We start from the raw sequence: 20,316 nt of genomic DNA, 5'->3' as shown, positions 1-20,316 counted from the left end.
CAAGGGGATCACTTCATCAGCGGGATCGAGAACTCCGCACCTTCCTTGACGCCGGACGGCCAGCGCGAGGTCACCGTCTTCGTCTTGGTGTAGAAGCGGACCGAATCCGGACCGTGCTGGTTGAGATCGCCAAAACCCGACTTCTTCCAGCCGCCGAAGGTGTAATAGGCGATCGGCACCGGGATCGGCACGTTGATGCCGACCATGCCGACGTTGACCTTGGCCGCGAAGTCGCGCGCGGCGTCGCCGTCGCGGGTGAAGATCGCAACGCCGTTGCCGTAGTCATGCTCCGACGGCAGCGCCAGCGCTTCCTTGTAATCATGTGCGCGCACGACGGAGAGCACCGGGCCAAAGATCTCTTCCTTGTAGATCCGCATGTCCTTGGTGACGTTGTCGAACAGCGAACCGCCGAGATAGAAGCCGTTCTCGTAGCCCTGCATCTTGAAGCCGCGGCCGTCGACGGCGAGCGTCGCACCTTCCTTGAGGCCGATGTCGATATAGCCCTTGACCTTCTCGACCGCCTCGCGCGTGACCAGCGGGCCGTAATCGGCCGACGGATCGATCGAGGTGCCGATCTTGAGGCTCTCGACACGCGGGATCAGCTTTTCCATCAGCCGGTCGGCCGTGGCCTTGCCGACGGGCACTGCAACCGAGACGGCCATGCAGCGCTCGCCGGCCGAGCCGTAGCCCGCGCCAATCAGCGCGTCGACCGCCTGGTCCATGTCGGCATCGGGCATGATGATGGCGTGGTTCTTGGCACCGCCAAAGCACTGGCAGCGCTTGCCGGTCTGGGCGGCGCGCTCGTAGATGTACTGGGCGATCGGGGTGGAACCGACGAAGCCGACGGCCTTGATATCGGGATCGTCGAGGATGGCGTCGACCGCTTCCTTGTCGCCGTTGACGACGTTGAGGATGCCGGCCGGCAGGCCCGCCTCGATCATCAGCTCGGCGAGCAGCATCGGCACGCCGGGATCGCGCTCGGACGGCTTCAGGATGAAGGCGTTGCCGCAGGCGATCGCGGGCGCGAACTTCCACATCGGGATCATCGCCGGGAAGTTGAACGGCGTGATGCCTGCGACGACACCGAGTGCCTGACGCATGGAATAGATGTCGATGCCGGGGCCGGCGCCTTCGGTGTATTCGCCCTTCATCAGATGCGGGATGCCGCAGGCGAACTCGGCGACCTCGAGGCCGCGCTGGATGTCGCCCTTGGCGTCCGGCACGGTCTTGCCGTGCTCGCGCGCGAGCAGCTCGGCGAGCTTGTCGTAGTCGCGCTGAACCAGCTCGACGAATTTCATCATGACGCGGGCGCGGCGCTGCGGGTTGGTCGCGGCCCATTCGGGCTGTGCTGCGCGGGCGTTCTCGACGGCGGCGCGGACCTCGGCCTTGGACGCCAGCGCCACCTTGGCCTGGACGTCACCGGTCATCGGCTCGAAAACGTCGGCGGTGCGGCCAGACGTGCCCTTTACTTCCTTGCCACCGATGAAATGTCCGACTGAACGCATGAATGATCTCCTTGAGGCCGAGCTTGAACGCTTTGACAAATCCTATCGACCTGCATTTTATAGGATTCAAGTCTGAGATAATGCACCATAGATGTGCGAAAATGCTGGATCAAGGCGCTATCGATTGGGACGACTTTCGCTTCGTGCTGGCCATCGTGCGGGGCGGCTCGGTCTCGGCTGCGGCAAAACAGCTCGGGGTGGACCATGCCACGGTGATCCGCCGCGTCGACCGGCTGGAAAAGCACCTCTCGGCAAAGCTGTTCGACCGGCGCAAGACCGGCTACCTCCTCACCGAGGCCGGCCAGCGCGTCGCCGACAGCGCGGAAGCGATGGAATCGACCATCGTCGCCAACCAGGAGCAGGTCGGCGGCTCCGTGGCGCGGCTGACGGGGACGGTGCGGATCGGCGCGCCCGACGGGTTTGGCACGGCTTTCCTGGCACCGCGGCTGGCCCCCTTCGCCGACCGGTATCCCGATCTCGATCTGCAACTTGTGGCCACCGCGCGGCTGTTCAGTCTCTCCAAGCGCGAGGCCGATATCGCCATCAGCCTGACCATGCCGAAGGAAGGTCGCATCGTCGGCCGCAAGCTGCTCGACTACCGCCTCGGGCTCTACGCCGCACCTGGCTATCTCGACCGCTTTCCTGGGATCACCTCGCGGCAGGATCTGCCGCAACACCGCTTCGTCGGCTACATCGAAGAACTCTTGTTCACGCCGGAACTCGATTATCTGCCGCAGGTGTCGCCGCGGATTTCGGCGCGCTTCCGCAGCGCCAATCTGATCGCGCAGCTCAACGCCACGCTCTCTGGCTTCGGCATCGCAGTGCTGCCGCACTTCATGGCGAGCGATTATCCGCAACTCGTGCCGGTGCTGCCCGAGGAGATCTCGATCACGCGGACGTTCTGGATGCTGATGCACGCCGACAGCAAGGATCTGGCGCGGATCAGGGCGGTGGCGGACTACATCGGCGAGATCGTGGAGCGCGAGCGGGCGTTGTTTGCGGGGCGGTAGCACCGGTCCTGTAGGGTGGGCAAAGGCGCAAAGCGCCGTGCCCACCATCTCTCTCCGATAGCGACGAAGTCGTGGGCACGCTTCGCTTTGCCCACCCTACGGCACCTCGCCTAGTTCTTCGCCTTCCTCACCGCCGGCGCCTTCGGCTCGCGCTTCATGCCCTCCAGCGCACTGTCCCGGCCCACCTTCAACACCTCGTCGGACAGCTCGCTCGACCCAGCAATGCGCGCCAGCAGCATGGTGCCGGCCATCGTCGCCAGCGTCGCAACCGCCTGCTTGCGTGCGGCCTTGCGCGGCACGTTCGGAATATTGTCCGCCAGCACCTCGATCATCTCGTCGAGCTTGCCGGCAAAGGCCTTTCGCGCCTTCGGGCTCTCGCGGGCGATCTCGGCACCGAGAGCGGGAATCGAGCAGCCATGGCCGGGATTGTCGCGATGCAACGCCGACAGGTAGGCCTCCGCGATCATCGCCAGCCGCTTGTCTGGCGAAACCTCGTCGGTGATCTTGCGCCAGTGCTCCATCGAGCGGTCCATCGCGTAACCGAACGCCTCGATCACCAGCGCCTCGCGGGAATCGAAATGCGCGTAGAAGCCGCCATGGGTCAGGCCCGCCTCCTTCATGAGGTCGGCCACGCCGATGCCATGGGCGCCCTTTTCGCGCAGCCGCACAGAGGCCCTCTTCACGATGCGGTCGTGGGTTTCCTGCTTGTGTTCCCGGGAGTAGCGCATGCGGTTCTCATTGAATGTCGATGGTCATCTCATAACACGCAAATGACGAAAAGGGTGCATTAATTCATGTTAAGTTGCTTCCGATCATGGAAAACGTTGCAGTTGCGTGCACCGCAAGGGCGCCCTTGCCGTCCCGGACGAAGCCTTCGGTGTAGCTGGTCTGCCGTCCCAACTTGATCACCTTGCCTTCGGCCGAGATCAGGCCTGAGCGAACCGAGAGCGGACGCAGGAAGGTCATTTTCAGGTCGAGCGTCACGGAGCTCTGCCCCGCTTCCAACCGGGTCGAGATCGCGCATCCCATCGCGGTATCGAGCAGCGCAGCTGCGGTCGCGCCGTGGATGAGGCCGATGGTGTTTTCGAGATCCTCGCGCGGCTCCAGTTCCATGACGATCCGACCCGGCTCGACCACCCCCACCGTGAAGCCGATCAGTTTTGCAAAAGGCGGCGGCGGCAGCCGGCCATCGCGAATACCCAGCATGGCGTCCATGCCCGACAGGCCCATCGCTACTTTCGCGACCGGCGCCGGCACCTGCCAGTCCACCACGCGCTCGCGACGCTGCTCGGGCGAAAACAGGTCGAATTGGTCGGGTTCAGTCATGGGATCCCTTTTGTATGTTACTCGTCATACTATGCCACGGACTTCGCCCTTGCAACTCGCCCCCCGCCCCGCTTGACAATAAGGACGTTTCGGCCCGGAAGTGGCACCGACCCGCGCGCCTCGCGCCGGTCCACGAAACCTTCGAGATCCCACGATGGAAATGCTCAACCCCCACTGCGGCGTGACGCGCGATGCGCGCGGCGTCGTTCATGTCGCGATCTGCAACGCCGGCCCGCTCAATATTCTCGGCTCGCCGGTGACCGACGCCGTGCGCGAAGGCCTGCAGCAGCTTGCATCCGACCGAAGCATCCGCGTCGTGGTGCTGCGCGGCCAGAGCGAGAAGAGCATGATCGGGGGCGCCGACATCAAGGAGATGGCCAAGCTCGACCAACGATCGGCCGAAGCCTTCATCAGCCGCCTGCGCGATCTCTGCGAGGCCGTGCGCGCCTTCCCTGCCCCGGTGATCGCGCGCATGCCCGGCTGGTGCCTTGGCGGCGGCCTCGAAGTGGCGGCCGCCTGCGATTTCCGGATTGCCGCGCATGATGCGCATTTCGGAATGCCGGAGGTGCGCGTCGGCATCCCCTCGGTGATCCACGCAGCGCTCTTGCCCCGCCTGATCGGCTGGGCCCGCGCGCGCTGGCTGGTGATGACCGCGGAGAATATCGACGCAGCCACCGCGCTCGCCTGGGGACTGGTCGACAAGGTCGCGGCGGAGAGCGAACTGGACGCGGCCGTCGAGCACACCGTGAAGGCGCTGCTCGAATGCGGCCCGGAGGCGCTGCGCTCGCAGAAGGCGCTGCTGCGGCAATGGGAGGAACTGCCGCTGACGGAGTCGGTGAATTTGAGCGTGAAAGTGTTCGGCGAGTCGTTCCTGACGGACGAGCCGACGCGGCTGATGCAGGCGTTCGTCAACAGGAAGCGATAGGCGCGCGCCACCTCTCCCCAACCGCACGACCAAATCTCATCCGAGCCCAGACATTTTCTCATCCCTGGCGCGGTTGCATTTTTTGCACCGCATCATATGATGATCATAATCTTACACATCATCGCCAGGGAGTCCCATCATGGCCGAAGCCGCCGATCCCGTCGTCATCGTCTCCGCCGCCCGCACCCCGCTCGGCCGCTTCATGGGCGAGCTCTCGCCGCTCCCCGCGCACAAGCTCGGGTCACACGTGATCGGCGCGGCGCTGGAGCGCGCAAGACTTGCACCCGAGAAAGTCGACGAGGTCTTCATGGGCTGTGTGCTGCCGGCGGGACAGGGCCAGGCGCCGGCGCGGCAGGCGGCGCGCGCGGCCGGGCTGCCCGACGCTACCGGCGCGACCACGGTCAACAAGGTCTGCGGTTCCGGCATGAAGGCGACCATGCTGGCGCACGATATCATTCGCGCCGGCTCGGCCGAGATCGTCGTCTCCGGCGGCATGGAGAGCATGAGCAATGCGCCCTATCTGCTCGCCAAGGCGCGCGGCGGCTATCGCGTCGGCCACGACCGTATCATCGACCACATGATGATGGATGGCCTTGAGGACGCCTACGAGACCGGCCGCTCCATGGGCGATTTCGGCGAAGCGACCGCAGAGGCCTATCAGTTCACCCGCAAGGACCAGGACGCCTATGCCATGGAGACGCTCAGCCGAGCCCGCAAGGCGGTCGAGGGCGGCGCGTTCAAGGCCGAGATTGCGCCGATCACGCTCGCGGAAAAGGCCGGTCCCCGCATCGTCGCCAATGACGAGCATCCGCTGAAAGTCGATCCGGCGAAGATCCCGGGCCTGAAGCCGGCGTTCCGCGCCAACGGCACCATCACGCCGGCCGCCTCCTCCGCCAATGCCGACGGCGCGGCGGCGCTGGTGCTGACGAAACGCTCGCTTGCCGATCGCAGCGGATTGCCTGTTCTCGCGGAGATCAGGGGCCACGCCACCCACAGCCAGGAGCCGCAATGGTTCACCACGGCGCCGATCCCGGCGATCCGCAAGCTGCTCGACAAGGTCGGTTGGGCTGCCTCCGACGTCGATCTGTTCGAGATCAACGAGGCCTTCGCCGTGGTCGCGATGGCGGCGCAACGTGACCTCGGCATTCCCCGCGACAAGCTGAACGTCAATGGCGGCGCCTGCGCGCTCGGCCATCCTATCGGCGCCACCGGCGCGCGACTGATCGTGACACTGCTGCATGCGCTCGAGGCGAACAATCTCAAGCGCGGTATCGCCGCGCTCTGCATCGGCGGCGGCGAAGCCACGGCGATCGCGGTGGAGCGGCTGGTGCGCTGAGCGCGGGTGTCCGAAATAGAGGGAAGTCTGTCATTTCAGACTTTCCTTTCCCGTGCCAGACTGGAACCATGACGCGAGTCTCACCGGGCTCGCCAATCCACATTGAGGCCCAATGATCTCGAACTGGCTCGCGGCAGCATTGTCCCGCCGCAACATTCATTACGGCTGGGTGATGGTCGGCGTGACCTTCCTTGCCGCGCTGATCAGCGCCGGCACGGTCGGCGCGCCCGGCGTGTTCATCGTTCCGCTTCAGAAGGAGTTCGGCTGGAGCACGGCGGAGATCTCCTCCGCGCTGTCGATCCGGTTCATCCTGTTCGGACTGATGGCGCCATTCGCGGCCGCCCTGCTCAACCGCTACGGTTTGCGCAACGTCACGCTGGCGGCCCAGCTGATCGTCGTCTCGGCGCTGGTAGCATCGCTCGGCATGACCGAGGTCTGGCAGCTCGTCGCGCTTTGGGGCGTCGTGATCGGCATCGGCACCGGCATGACCGCGCTGGTGCTCGGCGCAACCATCGCCACGCGCTGGTTCGCAGACAGGCGCGGCCTCGTCGTCGGCATCATGACTGCGAGCGTCGCCACCGGCCAGCTCGTGTTCCTGCCGTTGCTCGCAAGCCTCACCGAACGCTATGGCTGGCGGCTCGCGCTCGGATTCGTCTGCATCATGCTCGGCGTCTCTGCGCTGGCCGTCCTGCTTGCGATGCGCGACCGTCCGAGCGATCTCGGCCTGCGCCCGTACGGCGATGAAGGCACCGAGCCCCTGCCCGCCCCGCCCGTGACCCACGGGTCGATCACGGGCGTGGCGCTCGGTACGCTGCGCGATGCCTCGAAGTCGACGGCATTCTGGATCCTGTTTGCGACCTTCTTCGTCTGCGGCGCCTCGACCAACGGCCTCGTCCAGGTTCACCTGATCCCGATGTGCCTCGATTTCGGCATCCCGCAGGTGCAGGCCGCGAGCCTGCTCGCAGCCATGGGCATCTTCGACTTCTTCGGCACCATCATGTCGGGTTGGCTGTCGGACCGCTACGACAACCGCTACCTGCTGTTCTGGTACTATGGCCTGCGTGGGCTCTCGCTGATCTTCCTGCCGTTCAGCGATTTCTCGTTCTATGGCCTGTCGATCTTCGCGATGTTCTACGGCCTCGACTGGATCGCAACCGTGCCGCCCACCGTGCGCCTCACCGCGCAAAAATTCGGGCCCGAGCGCGCCAATCTGGTGTTCGGCTGGATCTTTGCGGGCCACCAGCTCGGCGCCGGTACCGCGGCGTTCGGTGCGGGCCTGTCGCGGACGGTCTATGAGAGCTACCTGCCCGCGTTCTTCATCGCCGGCGCGCTCTGCGTGTTCGCCTCGTTGATCGTGCTGGCGCTGTCGCGGCAACCGAAACTACAGCCGGCGGCGGCCTCGGCCTAGTACCGGAGCGTAGAGGTGACGCCGAACACTGCGGCGTCACCGATCCGCGAAACACCGCTCGGGTCGTTCGGATTTGCAACGCCGCCGGAGGGGCGGAACACATATTGAAAGTAAGGCGCGATTAGCCAGCCCGGCTTGATGTGCGCCTCGTAGATCATCTCGATCAGCGTCTCGTTGCTGCGCACCGGGCTCCGGAGGCCGGTGAAGGCCCGCGTGTCGATGTCGAGATGGCGCGCGGTGTTCGAGATCCGCATGTAGGCCATCGCCACGCCGAAGCGGTCAAGCGGACGGCCCGGCGTGAAGCCGACGAAGCCGATGCCGCCGTCCATATAGAGATCGATCAGATTGCGGTCCGGCGGGCTGTAGGCGATGCGGCCGAAGGCGGTGATGCCGGGGAGCGAGGCCGACGTGCTGGTCTCGGTGACCTCAGGCGGGCGATACAGCACCTGCTCGATCACGGCGAAGATGCCGTAATTGCCTTTGAGCTTTGCGGGAATGCCGCTGCCGCCGGAATCGGCGATCGACATCCCTTCTGCCGTAAAACGCTGGCTGTCGAACGAGCCGTAATGCTTCCACCCACCCGGCGTGAAATTGCCGGCGAGCGGGCGGCCGCCGATATCGATGTCGTAGTTGAAGCGGACCTGCCCGATCACCCACGGCGGATCGTTGATGCGGAATGCCAGACCATGATGGTCGCGCAGCTGCGGATCGACATCGCCGGGCCCGGACGGATCGCCGTTGAACACCGCACCATACGCGATGATCTTGTCGGTCAGCGCCGCCTTGATGCGAATGCCGGGCACCGCGATCGGCGGCGCCGGGCCGCCGGCCGGAAGATTGCTGGCCTTGATCGCGGGCCAGCCGAAGGTGCCGTTGATGAAGAGATCGTCGGTCTGGCTGTCGAAGAATTCGACATCGGCGGCCTGCTGGCCGGCCCGGATGTTCAGGCGGTCATTGAAAAAGCTCTGCTCGAAATAGGCATTGTAGAGCCGCTGATCCGGCAGCGCCTCGATCTCGCTGATGGTGGCGAGGTTCTGGACGTAGTTGCGGGAGAGCCCCTGGCCGTAGATGACGAAAGCATTGGCGTAAAAGCGGCCGCCGGTCCAGCCGACCAGTCTGTCGAGATCGGCATCGACCGACAGATCGAGCCGGCCGAAATGGATGGCACCGCGCTTCACGCCGCCGGCGGCGTTTGCGATATTGTCTGCGATATAGGTGGCGCCGAAATTCAGGCCCTTGCTGGCAAGGCCGTCATGCCATTCGTTGAACCATTTGGGAAACAGCCATGCGGCCGCGCTTTCGTCCTTGGCGCCGGCGAGCGCGCTCGTCGCCGTGCAGGCCAGGGCAATCGCGGCCGCCACGGATATTTGGGTCCCCCAACTCACGATCGACACACGCTACTTGAAGATGCCGGTGCGCCGCATGAAGAGATAGGCCGCAGCCACCGAGGAGGCCATCAGCACCGCGGCCCAGAGGAATCCGCTCTCGACCTCGGTCAGCGGCAGGCCTTTTGTGTTCATACCAAAAATGCCGGTGATCAGCGTCGGCGGCAGCAACAGCGAGGTCACGATCGAGAGGGTGTGGAGATGGCGGTTGCTCTCCTCCTCGTTCTTGAACCGCAGTTCCTCCTCGAGCAGGCGGCTGCGCTCGCGCAGCTCGACGATGTCGTGATCAAGGCCATCGAGCCGCTGCGCGAGCTTGCCGGCCTGGATCCGCAACGCCGGCGACAAATGATCGGTGTTCTTCTGATCGAGACGGTGAAACAGCGTGCGCAATCCGGTGAGCTGCCGATGCAGCCGCACGCAGGTACGGCGGAGACGGCCGAGATTGCGGCGCATCTCGGGCTTGGCGTCATCGGCCAGGATGCGCTCCTCGATGTCGTCGATCTCCTGGCCGAGCTTGTCAGCCACCCGGTCAAGCGTGTCGGCGACCTCGTCGACGATCTTTTCGAGCAGATGGGCGACGTTGTCGACGCGGTAGCCGCCTTCGAGCACCCGCCGCGTGGCGTCCGCCGAGCACAGCGCCTGGTGGCGGCCGGAGACCAGCAGCCGCTCGGTCATGGCGAAGCGCAGGAACGCGGTCTCCTCCGTCGCGCTGTCGATCTCGCGCACGAGATCGGAGAACACGCCGTAGACGCAGTGGTCGATGACGTGAAGCTGCTGGAACGTGTCGCTCGACAGCAGCAGCTCGCGCGCCAGCGGCGGCAGCTGCGACGCCGCGATCCAGGGCCGTGCCCGCGCGTCAGTCAGGGTGAAATGCAGCCAGAGCCGGCCGTCATGGCTGAACTCGATCGGCCGGTCGACCGGCAGCGCCTCGGCACTGCCGTCGCTGTGCAGGCGGAAGGCCCAGACCAGGCCGGGAATGGCGGGTTCGCCGTCCGATAGTGCGCTGACAAGCTTTGCCGGCTCAGCCATGGCCAACCCCAACCGTCAACAACTGCCCCATTCCGGAAGATGGCTGACGGCATCTTCCGGACCCCACGCGGGTACTCAATTACGCCAGTGTTACAGTTTGATGATGCCGCCCTATTCCGCCGCGAGCCCCGTCGCGGCCGCCTCGGCTTGCCTGATGTAGTCGTGCACGACGCGGCCGAACGGCAGCGTCAGGTCGGCGATGTAATGATGCGCGCCGAGGCAGCGGCGGACCGGGAAATCCGCGACCGGCGCGTTGACATGCGGCACCAGATGCAGCCGGCCCGGCCCCATCCAGGAGCCCTTCGGCACGATGTCGACGAGGTTGATCGCGACCAGTTGGCAGACCTCGAGACGGCCGTCGACGCCCGGAATCATCTTCAGATTGATCTGCGTCTTCGACAGCGTGGCGCGGGTGAGATCGCCGTTGCCGGCCATGCTCTCGTGCTTGTAACCCATGGTGCCCATGGCGACGAGCTGGCCGGCATATTCCAGCGTGCCCGTCAGCGTGTCCTTGACGATCTCGAGCTTGGGGTGGGCGTACTTCTTGGGAAAGCCCCAGATCTCGCGGCCGGCGGCGATCGGCGGATCGTCGTCGAGATACATCTGCGAGACGAAGTTGACGTCCTCGCCGTTGAGGCGCGCGGGGATGACGAGGCCGGATTCGGTGTAGCTGCCGAAGCCGGAGGAGTCAGGCATTTTGATCCATTCGTAATGCACGATCGGCTGGTCGATCGGCTGCAGCGGCTCGGGCAAACCGGCGCGGATCAGCTCCGGGTCGGTCTCGTAGGTGATGACGAGGAATTCGCGGTTGACGAACCGATACGGCCCGGCCGGATAGCTCGGCCCTGCCGCGGGCATGGACGGAAGTCTCAGCACGTCTTCGCTTCGCATCGCTGGTCTCCTGTGAATCCTGATCGGCGGCAATTGCTAGCGATCCTCATTGACTGCGATGTGAAGCTTTTCCGTCAGGCACACGACCCCTGCCGTTGCAGCGTGGTCGATCTGCGTTGCCGGCGATGCAACGGTGCCGCCTCTGTCATCACGCCGTCACCGCGGGACGCAATCGTCTGGCGCAAGCAGGAGGCATCGCCATGGACGCCCGCACGTCGCAACCGACCTATCAGACACATCAGGCGCCCTCGCGGGGCTGGCGGCCCGAGCGCTGCGATCGCGTCGCGCTGGTGCTGCAAGGCGGCGGCGCGCTCGGCGCCTACCAGGCCGGCGTCTATCAGGCGCTGCACGAGGCAGGCATCGAGCCCGACTGGGTCTGCGGCGTCTCGATCGGTGCGATCAACTCCGCCATCATCGCCGGCAACAAGCCGGAGAAGCGGCTCGAGGCGCTGCGCATCTTCTGGGAGCGCATTACCAACCGCAAGATCTGGCACTACACGCCCGACGGCGACATCTTCCGCCAGTGGCGCAATCTCACCAGCGCGTGGATGACCTCGGCGATGGGCCAGCCCGGCTTCTTCACCCCGCACCAAATGAACCCCTGGTTCAGCCCGGTCGGCGCGCGCACCGCGACCAGTTACTACGACACGATGCCGCTGAAGGAGAGCCTGCTCGAGCTGGTCGACTTCGATCTCATCAACGAGAAGAAGGTCCGCTTCGCGGTCGGCGCGGTCAACGTGCTCTCGGGCAATTTCATCTATTTCGACAATTCCCATGACGAGATCGAGCCGGAGCACATCATGGCCTCCGGCGCCCTGCCCCCGGCGCTGCCGATGGTGCGGATCGGCACCGATCATTTCTGGGACGGCGGCATCGTCTCCAACACGCCGTTGCAGCACCTGCTCGACCAGGAGGATGCGCTCAACTCGCTGGTGTTCCAGGTCGACCTTTTCAGCGCGCGCGGCGTGCTGCCGCGCTCGATCCAGGACGTGATGGCCCGCCACAAGGACATCATGTATTCCTCGCGCACGCGCCACAACACCGACGTCTATCGCCGCACCCATAATCTCAAGGTCCTGCTCCACAAGGCGCTGGCGAAGCTGCCGGACGAGCAGCTGTCCGACGAGGAGCGCAAGCTGAAGGCGAGCCTGTGCCACATGCCGGAGATCGCGATCCTGCATCTGATCTACCAGCAGAAGGCCTATGAGGGCGACGCCAAGGACCACGAATTCTCGGGCACCTCGATGCGAGAGCACTGGACCAGCGGCTATGAGGACACCAAGCGCACGCTGAAGCGCCGCGACTGGATCAAGATGCCGGAGGAAGGCATGGGCCTCGTGGTGCACGACGTGCACCGGGAGACGGAGAGCGCGTAGCTCTATTCCGTCGTCATTGCGAGCGCAGCGAAGCAATCCAGAGTCTTCCCGCAGCTCGTAGGATGGGTAGAGCGAAGCGAAACCCATCAACGCTTCTTCGACGTCGAACCATGATGGGTTTCGCAAGGGCTCTACCCATCCTACGACCTCGCAGACACGGCCCCACGTTCTCGCGGCTCATTTCGCCCGAGCTTTGCTTTCTTCGTTGCCCTTCTTGTTCAGCTCGTAGGATGGGTAGAGCGGAGCGAAACCCATGAACGCTTCTTCAACGTCGAACCATGATGGGTTTCGCAAGGGCTCAACCCATCCTACGACCTTGCAGACACGGCCTCGCATTCTCGCGGTTCATTTCGCCCGAGCTTTGCTCTCTTCGTTGCCCTTCTTGTTCAGAAAGGGCGCAGGGAAGGCCGGGCGCCGGCTGGCACCCGCGGTCCCGTGTGCGAACAAGACGCGCACGGGGTGGACAACAGGTGTAGCCGGGCGACCGGCCTTCCCTGCGCGAATGGCTTTACGGCTTATGTCGCGCTCTCCCCGGGGAGCGATGCACTATTGCCCCCGTCGCCTTGCGGATGACTGATGTGCAGACCCGGTTGGGCCGCAACATCACCGCAACACTTGACGCACAGACCCCGGGCGTCAGGACCACACGATTTTGCCGTCCGCGCACGTCCCCGTTCCTGTCCCCGATGGCTTGCGTGCGCTCACCATCGAGGCCGAACCGAGGACGCCGTCAGCGCCGTGTCGTATCGCGCGTGCCGCTGCTCACGGGGATCCCGCCCTGCAGCCTGCCCAGCGCGCCGACGCCGTCGCGGCCACCGCCTCCCGGCCCGCGTCTCGTGACGATCGCGAAACGCCCCTTATGGCGGGCGGGATGGGCCATGGATACGACATATCCGAAATTCGGTAAACAAGAATGTTTTTGCGTGGAGGGATTGACAGGGTGTTTTGCCCGACGGGCGGCGGGCGAGTGTCACCGTGACTGAATATTCGATGCAATAGTGCGGCGCGCCTGAAACTCCAGCTTGTCGGGAGCCGGCTTAGCCCCAGGAATTGCGGTGACAGTGCACTCAACTCTCACGTGACGATGAGTTGACGCCATGGAGGCGGCTTCGGGCCGCGCCCGCCAGGGACGAAGAGCGCGCCTGGTCAAGCGTTCGAGCCGCGACATGGAGTACTCGTCAGGTCAATTGCCCGTCAATTTCTACTGCGAAGCTTCGTCAATGGTGCTGACGGTAATTCTCCGGAATTGCCGTTGCGTCTGCCCCGGTCTGGGATGGGCCATTCAACGCATCTACTTCGAGACAAGACGACTGCCCCTTTGTTTGTATCGTACATTGAGTCTGGAGATGATCATGCGCAACATTGCATCGGCGATTGCAATCGTGATCTCGTTGAGCGCGCCGGCTTTGGCTCAGAAGGCCGAGATCGAAGCAAACAACGCGAAATGGATAGAGATGTTCAACAAGGGAGATTTTTCCGGGATTGCGTCTCTCTACAGCGCCGATGCGACCGCGCTCCCGCCCGGCTCCGCGATGGTGCAGGGCCGACCAGCCATCGAGGTCATGTGGAAAAGCATGGCTGAACAAGTGACCGATCCGAAGCTCACAACGGTGGATGTCAAGCCACTCGGTTCTTCCGCGGCCCGTGAGATCGGCACGTTCGTCCTGAAGACCAAGGGATCGACACCGCAGGACGTGACCGGAAAGTATGTCGTTGTCTGGGAGAAGGTCGGAGACGACTGGAAGCTCGCCACCGACATCTGGAACGACGGCAAGTAGCCGTCTTACCTCCAAACCGGCGCTTGCGCAGAAAGCACGAGAGATCAAACCGACGCGCGTGTTCATTCGCCGTTGTCATTCGATACGCAGGCGCTATCGTGTGCATGCGGCGCAGCCGCGACATTCATCCGATAATTCTAGGCATGGGAGAATCGCATGAAATTCATAACCACCTGGAGCGTACCTCAAGGCACCTTCAATGCAGCCGTCGCCCGCTTTCTCGAGACCGGTGGCGCGCCACCCGAGGGCGTCAAGATGCTGGGTCGCTGGCATGGCATGAATGGACAGGGATTTGCGATCTCTGAATCGAGTGATCCAAAAGCCATGTATCGTTGGCTCGCTCAATGGTCTGACCTGCTCCCGTTGACCGTCACGCCCTGCCTTGAGGACGGAGACGCGGGCGAGGTGATGGCGTCGCTCCCCAAGCGTTGATCATCAATACTCACGTCGCTGCCGCCGCTGAAACCGGCGGTGGTGACGTGCTCGACCGTGGTGACGTCGCCGCTAGCGCTCAGACAGGGGCCGAATCTCCCATTGCTCGAGGCGGTCGATTGGCGCGCGGCCGTTCGTGCTGGCCCAGCCAAATCATGAGGAGAACCAGCACGCCAGCGAGCGTGCTGATGTCGTCATTGGCCATCCGCCCCATCGTCGTCTTCAACCTGCAGAATGGTCTCCGACAGCAGGGCGGCCGCCTTTTGAAGCGGCGCGATGAACCGATCCAGTTCGACGAAACTCACGCGCGCCACCGGCACCGAGACGCCCAGGCAAGCGATCAATTCTCGATCGGGTGACAGAATGGGGACGGCGCACCCCACAACGCCCTTGACGTATTCTTCGTTTGTCTTGGCCCAGCCCTTCTGCCGCGTGTCCTCAAGAGTCTTCATCAGTCCGTGGACATCGACGATCGTCGTGTCCGTGTATCTGGTCAGAGGGAGTGCGCGGCACAAATTCGCTCTCGTCCGCTCAGGCAGTCTGCTCATGTAGATCTTTCCGGTCGACGTGCAGTGTAGCGGCGCCGCTTCTCCCGGATTGAACTGAAGGCCTTGCGGCTCCGAAACCCGAACGCTGTCGACATAGGCAACGACATTGTCGCGGACGACGCCGATCTCGCACTGTTCGCCGATCTCTCCCGCAACCGCCCGAAGCACCGCGTGCCGTCGCGCGGTGCGGAAGGCCGCTCCGATGACGGTCGCGGACAGTGTGACCAGCTGGTTTCCGACAACGTAACGCTTGGTCCCCAACGCCTTCTGAAGCAGTCCGCGGTCCTCGAGGTTTCCGATCAGCCTGTGCGCCGTCGGCAGCGGCAGCGAGAGAGCCTTTGCGATCTCTGCCGCCGAGACGGCTTTGCGTTGGTCGGCGACGTGCCGAACGATCGCGAAAGCACGATCCAATGGCCCGTCCTTCTGAATGCGTTTCTTCATTGTCCCCACCGGCCAAATTTGCTTGCGAGATCAAGATCAACGCCTCATATTATCATTTTTCGGAATGCAATATATTGAAAATCGAAAAATTTGTTTGTCGAAATTCTCAAAGCTCATATCCTCAGCGCTGCCGGTGATTGACCACAAATTGTGCAACGCGGTCTCGCCGTTCCCAGAGTTTCGCTCCGCCGCTTGGCCAAGAGCCAAGTCGCTGGCGGGGCGCCAACAGGAGATGTGCATGTCTCGTCACTACGACGTGGACGCCGTGAGGAAGGAATTCCCCGCTGTCGAACGGATGGTCTATCTGGACTCCGGGTTTCAAACCCCGCTTGCGCGCCCGGTGAAGGCCGCGATCGAGCTCTTCCTTCGCGAGGGCTTCGAGACGGCCGGACCGAAGAGCGTCTGGCTCGACCGGGTGGAGCAGACCCGGGCCAAGGTCGCTCGCTTTCTCGGCGTGACGGCGGATGAAATCGCCTTCACGAAAAACACGTCGGAAAGCATGAACGTCGCGGCAAACGCGCTGCCGCTCCGGGCCGGCGACAATGTCCTGATGATCCACGGCGATCATCCGAACAACGCCTATGCATTCCTCCATCTGCAACGGAAGGGCGTCGAGGTCCGCTTCATCCCGATGACTGACGTCGTCGATGCCGACAGCTTTGCGCCTTTCATCGACGAGAACACGCGTGCCATCTCTATGTCGCACGTGACCTTCCACGCCGGTCACCGCTTTGACATCGAGAGCGTCGGCGCGATGTGCACCAGGAAGAAGCTCTACTTCGTGGTGGACGTGATGCAGGCAATCGGCGTGGTGCCGGTCAACGCGACGGCGATTGGCGCAAGCTTCATCGGCTCCGGCAGCCACAAGGGATTGCTGGTTCCGCAAGGGCTCGGGCTTCTCTATTGGGACAAGACGCTCAAAGAGCTGGAGCCGGCCTATCTGGCGGCCGCGAGCCTCGCCGAGATCCCTGATGATCTCATCGCGCGTGCCGACAGAATGGCGCCCTCGCCCGCTGCCAGGCGCTTTGAGCTCGGCAACTTCAATCTGCCCGCGGTCCATGCGTTGGGCGCTTCGCTCGACATGATCGAGCAGATCGGGGTGCAGAACATCCAGAACCACTGCTTCGACCTCGGCGATCACCTGATCGCGCGCCTGGACGAGCTGGGCGTCGGCCTCGTTGGCCCGCGCGAGCGCAAGCATCGCGCTCCGCATATCTACGTCATCGCCCTGCCGGCATCGGACTGGCTTGGCCATTTCGAGGAGAACGGTGTGCGCGTGTCGCCCGAACGGGATGGCATTCGCGTCTCACTCGGCATGTTCAACACCGCCACCGACATCGATCGCCTGATCGACGTCATCCGCCGGCGAGGGCTCGGACGCCCCTCCGCCGCAGCTTGACCTCGACAACCGATGGGAAGGGAAAAACCATGAAGACGCTTGTTCAGATGCTCGGACGCCTCTCAGGCCTGCTGGCCGTACTGCTGGCCGTCAGCCCGTGTCCCTCCGCGGCAGCCGACAGCCCGACGCTCGATAAGATCAAATCCAGCGGCGCAATCACGATCGGCCACCGCGAGGCTTCGATACCGTTCTCGTACCTCGGGCCCGATCAGAAGCCCATCGGCTTCTCGCTCGATCTCTGCGGGGCGATCGTCGATCGCATCAAGGAGAAGCTGAAGTTGCCCAACCTCAAAGTCAGCTACACGCCAGTGAATTCCTCGAACCGGATTCCGCTGATCCAGAGCGGGACCGTCGACATCGAGTGCGGCGGCACCGCGAACGACAAGAAGCGGCAGGAACAGGTCTCGTTTTCGGTCGCGACGTTCGTCAGCCAACCGCGATGGCTCGTCAAGGCCACCAGCGGCGTGAAGACCGCCGGCGACCTGAAAGGCAAGACGATTGTCGTCACCCAAGGCTCCAACGCAGTCGGTTTCGCGCAGAGCGTCAACGCCAAGGAGCAACTCGGCCTCAACATCGTCCAGGCCAAGGACCATGCGGAATCCTTCCTGATGTTGAACACCGGCCGTGCGGCCGCTTTCATGGAGGACGATATCCTCCTCGCCGGGCTCAAGGCTGCCGCGCCAAATCCGGACGCGCTCCTGTTCCTTCCCGAGGGATACGCAAAGATCTACTATGGATTGATGTTCACGAAGGGTGATGCCGGGTTCAAGGGCCTCGTCGACGACGTCCTCTCCAAGCAAATGGCATCCGGCCAGTTCGAGAAGACCTACGCGAAATGGTTCACCAAGCCGATTCCGCCCAAGAGTGAGAACCTCGCATTCCCGCTCACGGACGAGTTGATGGCACGGATCGCGCATCCCAGTGATGCTGTCGACTGATTGGCGGAGCTGACCGTCTCGCACGGAAATCCTCGTTCGCACCTGCAACCTGAGGGCTCGCGATGTTCGGAGTGCTTTTTGAACAGACGGCGGACGGCCAGCGCTATATCGACTGGCTTCTGTCGGGTCTCGGTTGGACGTTGGCCCTGGCCTTCTTCGGTTGGTGGATCGCCTTCGGCATCGGTGTGGTCGTCGGCGTGGGGCGCACGGTGCAGAATCGCTTCCTCTCCGTCTCGGCCCGGCTCTATGTCGAGATATTCCGGAACATCCCTGTCCTGGTGCAGATGTTCCTCTGGTACTTCGTCTTCCCGGAGGTTGTGCCCAGCGCGCTGGGTGATGCCATCAAGCAGATCCCGCCACCCTGGGCGTCGTTTTTCCCGGCGCTCCTCTGCCTGGGACTCTACACGGCGTCCCGAATAGCCGAGCAGGTCCGGGCGGGCATCGAAGCGCTCCCAAGGGGACAGATCGAAGCGGCCAACGCTCTCGGCCTCAATGGCTACCTCACTTATCGATACGTCATCGTGCCGCAGGCCCTGCGCCTCATCGTGCCGAGCCTCACCAGCGAGGTGATGGGCATCTACAAGAACACCTCCGTCGCCCTCACGATCGGCTTGATGGAGCTGACCGCCCAGGCGCGCCAGATCAGCGAGGCCACATTCCAGACATTTACGGCATTTGGCGCAGCGACGATCATCTACCTTTGTCTGGCGCTGGTTGCCTATCAGGCCATGACGCTCATCGACAAAGCCGTCCGCATTCCGGGCAGCGCTCCCGTCAAGCCCATGACTGACGAGGATCTGGCCAATGAGATGCGGCAAGGCGGCGCCCTGCCCGCCGCCATGGAGGTCGTGAAATGAACACTCTCGATTTCTCGATTGTAACGCAATCGTGGCCCTATCTCTGGTCGGGCCTGCTCTTCTCGCTTGCGCTCACGGCCGCCGCATTCGTCATCGGCATGGTTCTCGGAACCTGCCTGGCGCTCGTTCAGCATTTCGAGATTCCGGTGTTCGCCCAGATCATCCGCGGCTACGTTGCGGTCATCAGATCGATTCCGCTGATCCTCGTCCTGTTCTGGTTCTTCTTCCTGGTGCCGATCGTGCTTGGGCATCTCAGCGGCAGCGGGCGCCCGATTCCGATCGGCGCCACCTATACGGCCTTCATCACCTTCGGCTTGTTCGAGGCCGCCTACTACTCCGAGATCATCCGTGTCGGGCTGCGAGCGGTGAACAAGGGCCAGTTCGAGGCCTGCCAGGCGCTCGCTCTGTCCACCTACGACACCTACCGCCATATCGTCCTCCCGCAGGTCCTTCGCGTGGCCAGTCCGATCATCCTCAGCCAGACGATCATCCTCTTTCAGGACACCTCGCTCGTTTACGTCCTTTCGCTGACGGATCTTCTGGGCGCCGCTTCCAAGCTTGCGCAGCTCAACGGCCGCCTCGTCGAAATGTACCTCGTCGTCGCAGTGGCCTATCTCGCCATCAGTTCGGCAGCTTCTCAGTGTGTCGCTGTCCTTCGCAAACGATACGCGCTCGCCACATCGCGATAACGCCTCGAATCCGGGAGACGAACATGCATCGAGAGACCTCCAGCAATGCCGCGCAGCCCGGTGCAATCGTCGTCATCGAGAGCTTGGTGAAGCGGTTCGGTGCATTCACCGCGCTGAACGACGTCAATCTCAGGGTCGGCAAAGGCGAGAAGATCGTGCTGTGCGGACCTTCGGGCTCCGGCAAGTCGACTCTGATCCGCTGCATCAACCATATCGAGAAGCACGACGGAGGCCGGATCCTCGTCGACGGCGTCGAACTGAGCAACCGCCTCGCCGACATCAACAGCGTGCGCTGCGAAACCGGGATGGTGTTTCAGAGTTTCAACCTGTTTCCGCACCTCACGGTCGCCGAGAACTGCATGCTGGCCCCGATGAAGGTTCGCGGCATTTCGCAAGCCGAAGCGCGCGATCGCGCACTGGGCTTGCTGCGGAAGGTTCGCATTCAGGATCAGGCGGACAAATATCCTGCGCAATTGTCAGGCGGCCAGCAGCAACGCGTTGCCATCGCCCGAGCGCTGTGCATGCAGCCCAAGATCATGCTGTTCGACGAACCGACGTCCGCGCTCGATCCCGAGATGGTCAAGGAAGTGCTGGACACCATGGTCGAGTTGGCGCGGGACGGAATGACGATGGTCTGCGTGACACACGAGATGGGCTTCGCCCGCGAGGTTGCAGACCGGGTGGTCTTCATGGATCGCGGAAGCATCGTTGAGGAGGCAGATCCGGAAACATTCTTTCGGGCCCCTCGCACGGAGCGAGCGAAGGGTTTTCTGCACCAGATCATTCACTAAAGCGCGATGAGATTAGGATGAATCGACATCGCGCTTTAGTTTATTGTTTGAGCATGATCTTTTCGGAAAACCGCGGCGCACTTTTCCGGATCATGCTCTAGGGTCCAGCCGTCTCCCGGGGCGATCGCATATGGCACTTTGCGCGACCTGAGCGCGCGCCTCGTCCTTCGAGACGACCGCTCCGCGGTCTCCTCAGGATGAGGCTAAGCGGCATCGGCGGCCGTTACGACTGCTGCCACACACTCCGTCCTC

At 63.4% G+C, this 20,316-nt stretch carries 19 protein-coding genes; 12 read left to right on the top strand and 7 right to left on the bottom strand.

Annotation, left to right across the window (positions count from 1 at the left end; translation table 11 throughout):
• Nucleotides 1-8: 8 nt before the first annotated feature.
• Nucleotides 9-1,505, bottom strand: coding sequence for a CoA-acylating methylmalonate-semialdehyde dehydrogenase (locus CV770_RS16855; RefSeq protein ID WP_104463100.1), 1,497 nt, complete (start codon nt 1,503-1,505; stop codon nt 9-11).
• Nucleotides 1,506-1,606: 101 nt separating this feature from the next.
• Here CV770_RS16855 and CV770_RS16850 point away from each other — a divergent pair, with 101 nt between their 5' ends.
• Nucleotides 1,607-2,515 (top strand): LysR family transcriptional regulator, encoded by a 909-nt coding sequence (locus CV770_RS16850; protein ID WP_104463099.1) that lies wholly within the window; start codon nt 1,607-1,609, stop codon nt 2,513-2,515.
• Nucleotides 2,516-2,625: 110 nt separating this feature from the next.
• Here CV770_RS16850 and CV770_RS16840 read toward each other — a convergent pair whose 3' ends face one another.
• Complete coding sequence (locus CV770_RS16840) at nt 2,626-3,243, bottom strand: TetR/AcrR family transcriptional regulator (RefSeq protein WP_104463098.1); 618 nt, start codon at nt 3,241-3,243, stop codon at nt 2,626-2,628.
• Nucleotides 3,244-3,307: 64 nt separating this feature from the next.
• Nucleotides 3,308-3,841: a PaaI family thioesterase gene (locus CV770_RS16835; RefSeq protein ID WP_091954418.1), complete on the bottom strand. Its 534-nt coding sequence runs from the start codon at nt 3,839-3,841 to the stop codon at nt 3,308-3,310.
• 154 nt (nt 3,842-3,995) lie between these two features.
• Here CV770_RS16835 and CV770_RS16830 point away from each other — a divergent pair, with 154 nt between their 5' ends.
• From CV770_RS16830 to CV770_RS16820, 3 genes are all read left to right on the top strand, one after another.
• Nucleotides 3,996-4,766 (top strand): enoyl-CoA hydratase, encoded by a 771-nt coding sequence (locus CV770_RS16830; protein WP_104463097.1) that lies wholly within the window; start codon nt 3,996-3,998, stop codon nt 4,764-4,766.
• 139 nt (nt 4,767-4,905) lie between these two features.
• On the top strand, nt 4,906-6,102 hold the full coding sequence (locus CV770_RS16825) for an acetyl-CoA C-acyltransferase (RefSeq protein WP_104463096.1): 1,197 nt from the start codon (nt 4,906-4,908) through the stop codon (nt 6,100-6,102).
• 112 nt (nt 6,103-6,214) lie between these two features.
• Nucleotides 6,215-7,510, top strand: a complete 1,296-nt coding sequence (locus tag CV770_RS16820; RefSeq protein WP_104463095.1) for an MFS transporter — start codon at nt 6,215-6,217, stop codon at nt 7,508-7,510.
• Here the strand turns inward: CV770_RS16820 and CV770_RS16815 are convergent.
• The 3 genes from CV770_RS16815 to CV770_RS16805 form a co-directional block, all read right to left on the bottom strand.
• The gene (locus CV770_RS16815; RefSeq protein WP_502693601.1) at nt 7,507-8,877 is read right to left on the bottom strand and encodes a carbohydrate porin; all 1,371 of its coding nucleotides are present in this window, start codon (nt 8,875-8,877) and stop codon (nt 7,507-7,509) included. The genes CV770_RS16820 and CV770_RS16815 overlap by 4 nt on opposite strands.
• A gap of 30 nt (nt 8,878-8,907) precedes the next feature.
• Nucleotides 8,908-9,924 (bottom strand): transporter, encoded by a 1,017-nt coding sequence (locus CV770_RS16810; protein WP_104463093.1) that lies wholly within the window; start codon nt 9,922-9,924, stop codon nt 8,908-8,910.
• 111 nt (nt 9,925-10,035) lie between these two features.
• Nucleotides 10,036-10,815 (bottom strand): acetoacetate decarboxylase, encoded by a 780-nt coding sequence (locus tag CV770_RS16805; protein WP_018319871.1) that lies wholly within the window; start codon nt 10,813-10,815, stop codon nt 10,036-10,038.
• A gap of 200 nt (nt 10,816-11,015) precedes the next feature.
• On the opposite strand from CV770_RS16805, the gene CV770_RS16800 reads away from it, so the two are divergent.
• The 3 genes from CV770_RS16800 to CV770_RS16790 all read left to right on the top strand — a co-directional run bounded on the left by CV770_RS16800 (nt 11,016) and on the right by CV770_RS16790 (nt 14,401).
• A complete protein-coding gene (locus tag CV770_RS16800) occupies nt 11,016-12,191 on the top strand; it encodes a patatin-like phospholipase family protein (protein ID WP_104463092.1) in 1,176 nt (391 codons plus the stop codon).
• A 1,097-nt stretch (nt 12,192-13,288) separates the two neighbouring features.
• Nucleotides 13,289-13,969 (top strand): YybH family protein, encoded by a 681-nt coding sequence (locus CV770_RS43325; protein WP_245453772.1) that lies wholly within the window; start codon nt 13,289-13,291, stop codon nt 13,967-13,969.
• A 156-nt stretch (nt 13,970-14,125) separates the two neighbouring features.
• Nucleotides 14,126-14,401, top strand: coding sequence for a DUF3303 domain-containing protein (locus CV770_RS16790; RefSeq protein WP_018319867.1), 276 nt, complete (start codon nt 14,126-14,128; stop codon nt 14,399-14,401).
• A 194-nt stretch (nt 14,402-14,595) separates the two neighbouring features.
• Here the strand turns inward: CV770_RS16790 and CV770_RS16785 are convergent, their stop codons facing one another.
• Nucleotides 14,596-15,390: an IclR family transcriptional regulator gene (locus tag CV770_RS16785; RefSeq protein WP_104463091.1), complete on the bottom strand. Its 795-nt coding sequence runs from the start codon at nt 15,388-15,390 to the stop codon at nt 14,596-14,598.
• A gap of 238 nt (nt 15,391-15,628) precedes the next feature.
• Here CV770_RS16785 and CV770_RS16780 point away from each other — a divergent pair, with 238 nt between their 5' ends.
• From CV770_RS16780 to CV770_RS16760, 5 genes are all read left to right on the top strand, one after another.
• The gene (locus CV770_RS16780; protein WP_201759888.1) at nt 15,629-16,789 is read left to right on the top strand and encodes an aminotransferase class V-fold PLP-dependent enzyme; all 1,161 of its coding nucleotides are present in this window, start codon (nt 15,629-15,631) and stop codon (nt 16,787-16,789) included.
• A 29-nt stretch (nt 16,790-16,818) separates the two neighbouring features.
• On the top strand, nt 16,819-17,727 hold the full coding sequence (locus CV770_RS16775; RefSeq protein WP_104463090.1) for an amino acid ABC transporter substrate-binding protein: 909 nt from the start codon (nt 16,819-16,821) through the stop codon (nt 17,725-17,727).
• A gap of 62 nt (nt 17,728-17,789) precedes the next feature.
• On the top strand, nt 17,790-18,584 hold the full coding sequence (locus CV770_RS16770) for an amino acid ABC transporter permease (protein WP_104463089.1): 795 nt from the start codon (nt 17,790-17,792) through the stop codon (nt 18,582-18,584).
• Nucleotides 18,581-19,273, top strand: a complete 693-nt coding sequence (locus CV770_RS16765) for an amino acid ABC transporter permease (RefSeq protein WP_104463088.1) — start codon at nt 18,581-18,583, stop codon at nt 19,271-19,273. Before CV770_RS16770 ends, CV770_RS16765 begins: the two co-directional genes overlap by 4 nt.
• Nucleotides 19,274-19,296: 23 nt before the next feature.
• Entirely contained in the window at nt 19,297-20,064 is a 768-nt protein-coding gene (locus CV770_RS16760) for an amino acid ABC transporter ATP-binding protein (protein ID WP_104463087.1), read from the top strand.
• Nucleotides 20,065-20,316 lie beyond the last annotated feature (252 nt).

This window comes from Bradyrhizobium sp. AC87j1 (genome assembly GCF_002936975.1).
Taxonomy (GTDB): Bacteria; Pseudomonadota; Alphaproteobacteria; order Rhizobiales; family Xanthobacteraceae; genus Bradyrhizobium; species Bradyrhizobium shewense.
Note: the sequence above shows the minus strand (reverse complement) of the source record. Positions and strands in the feature narration are given on the sequence as shown.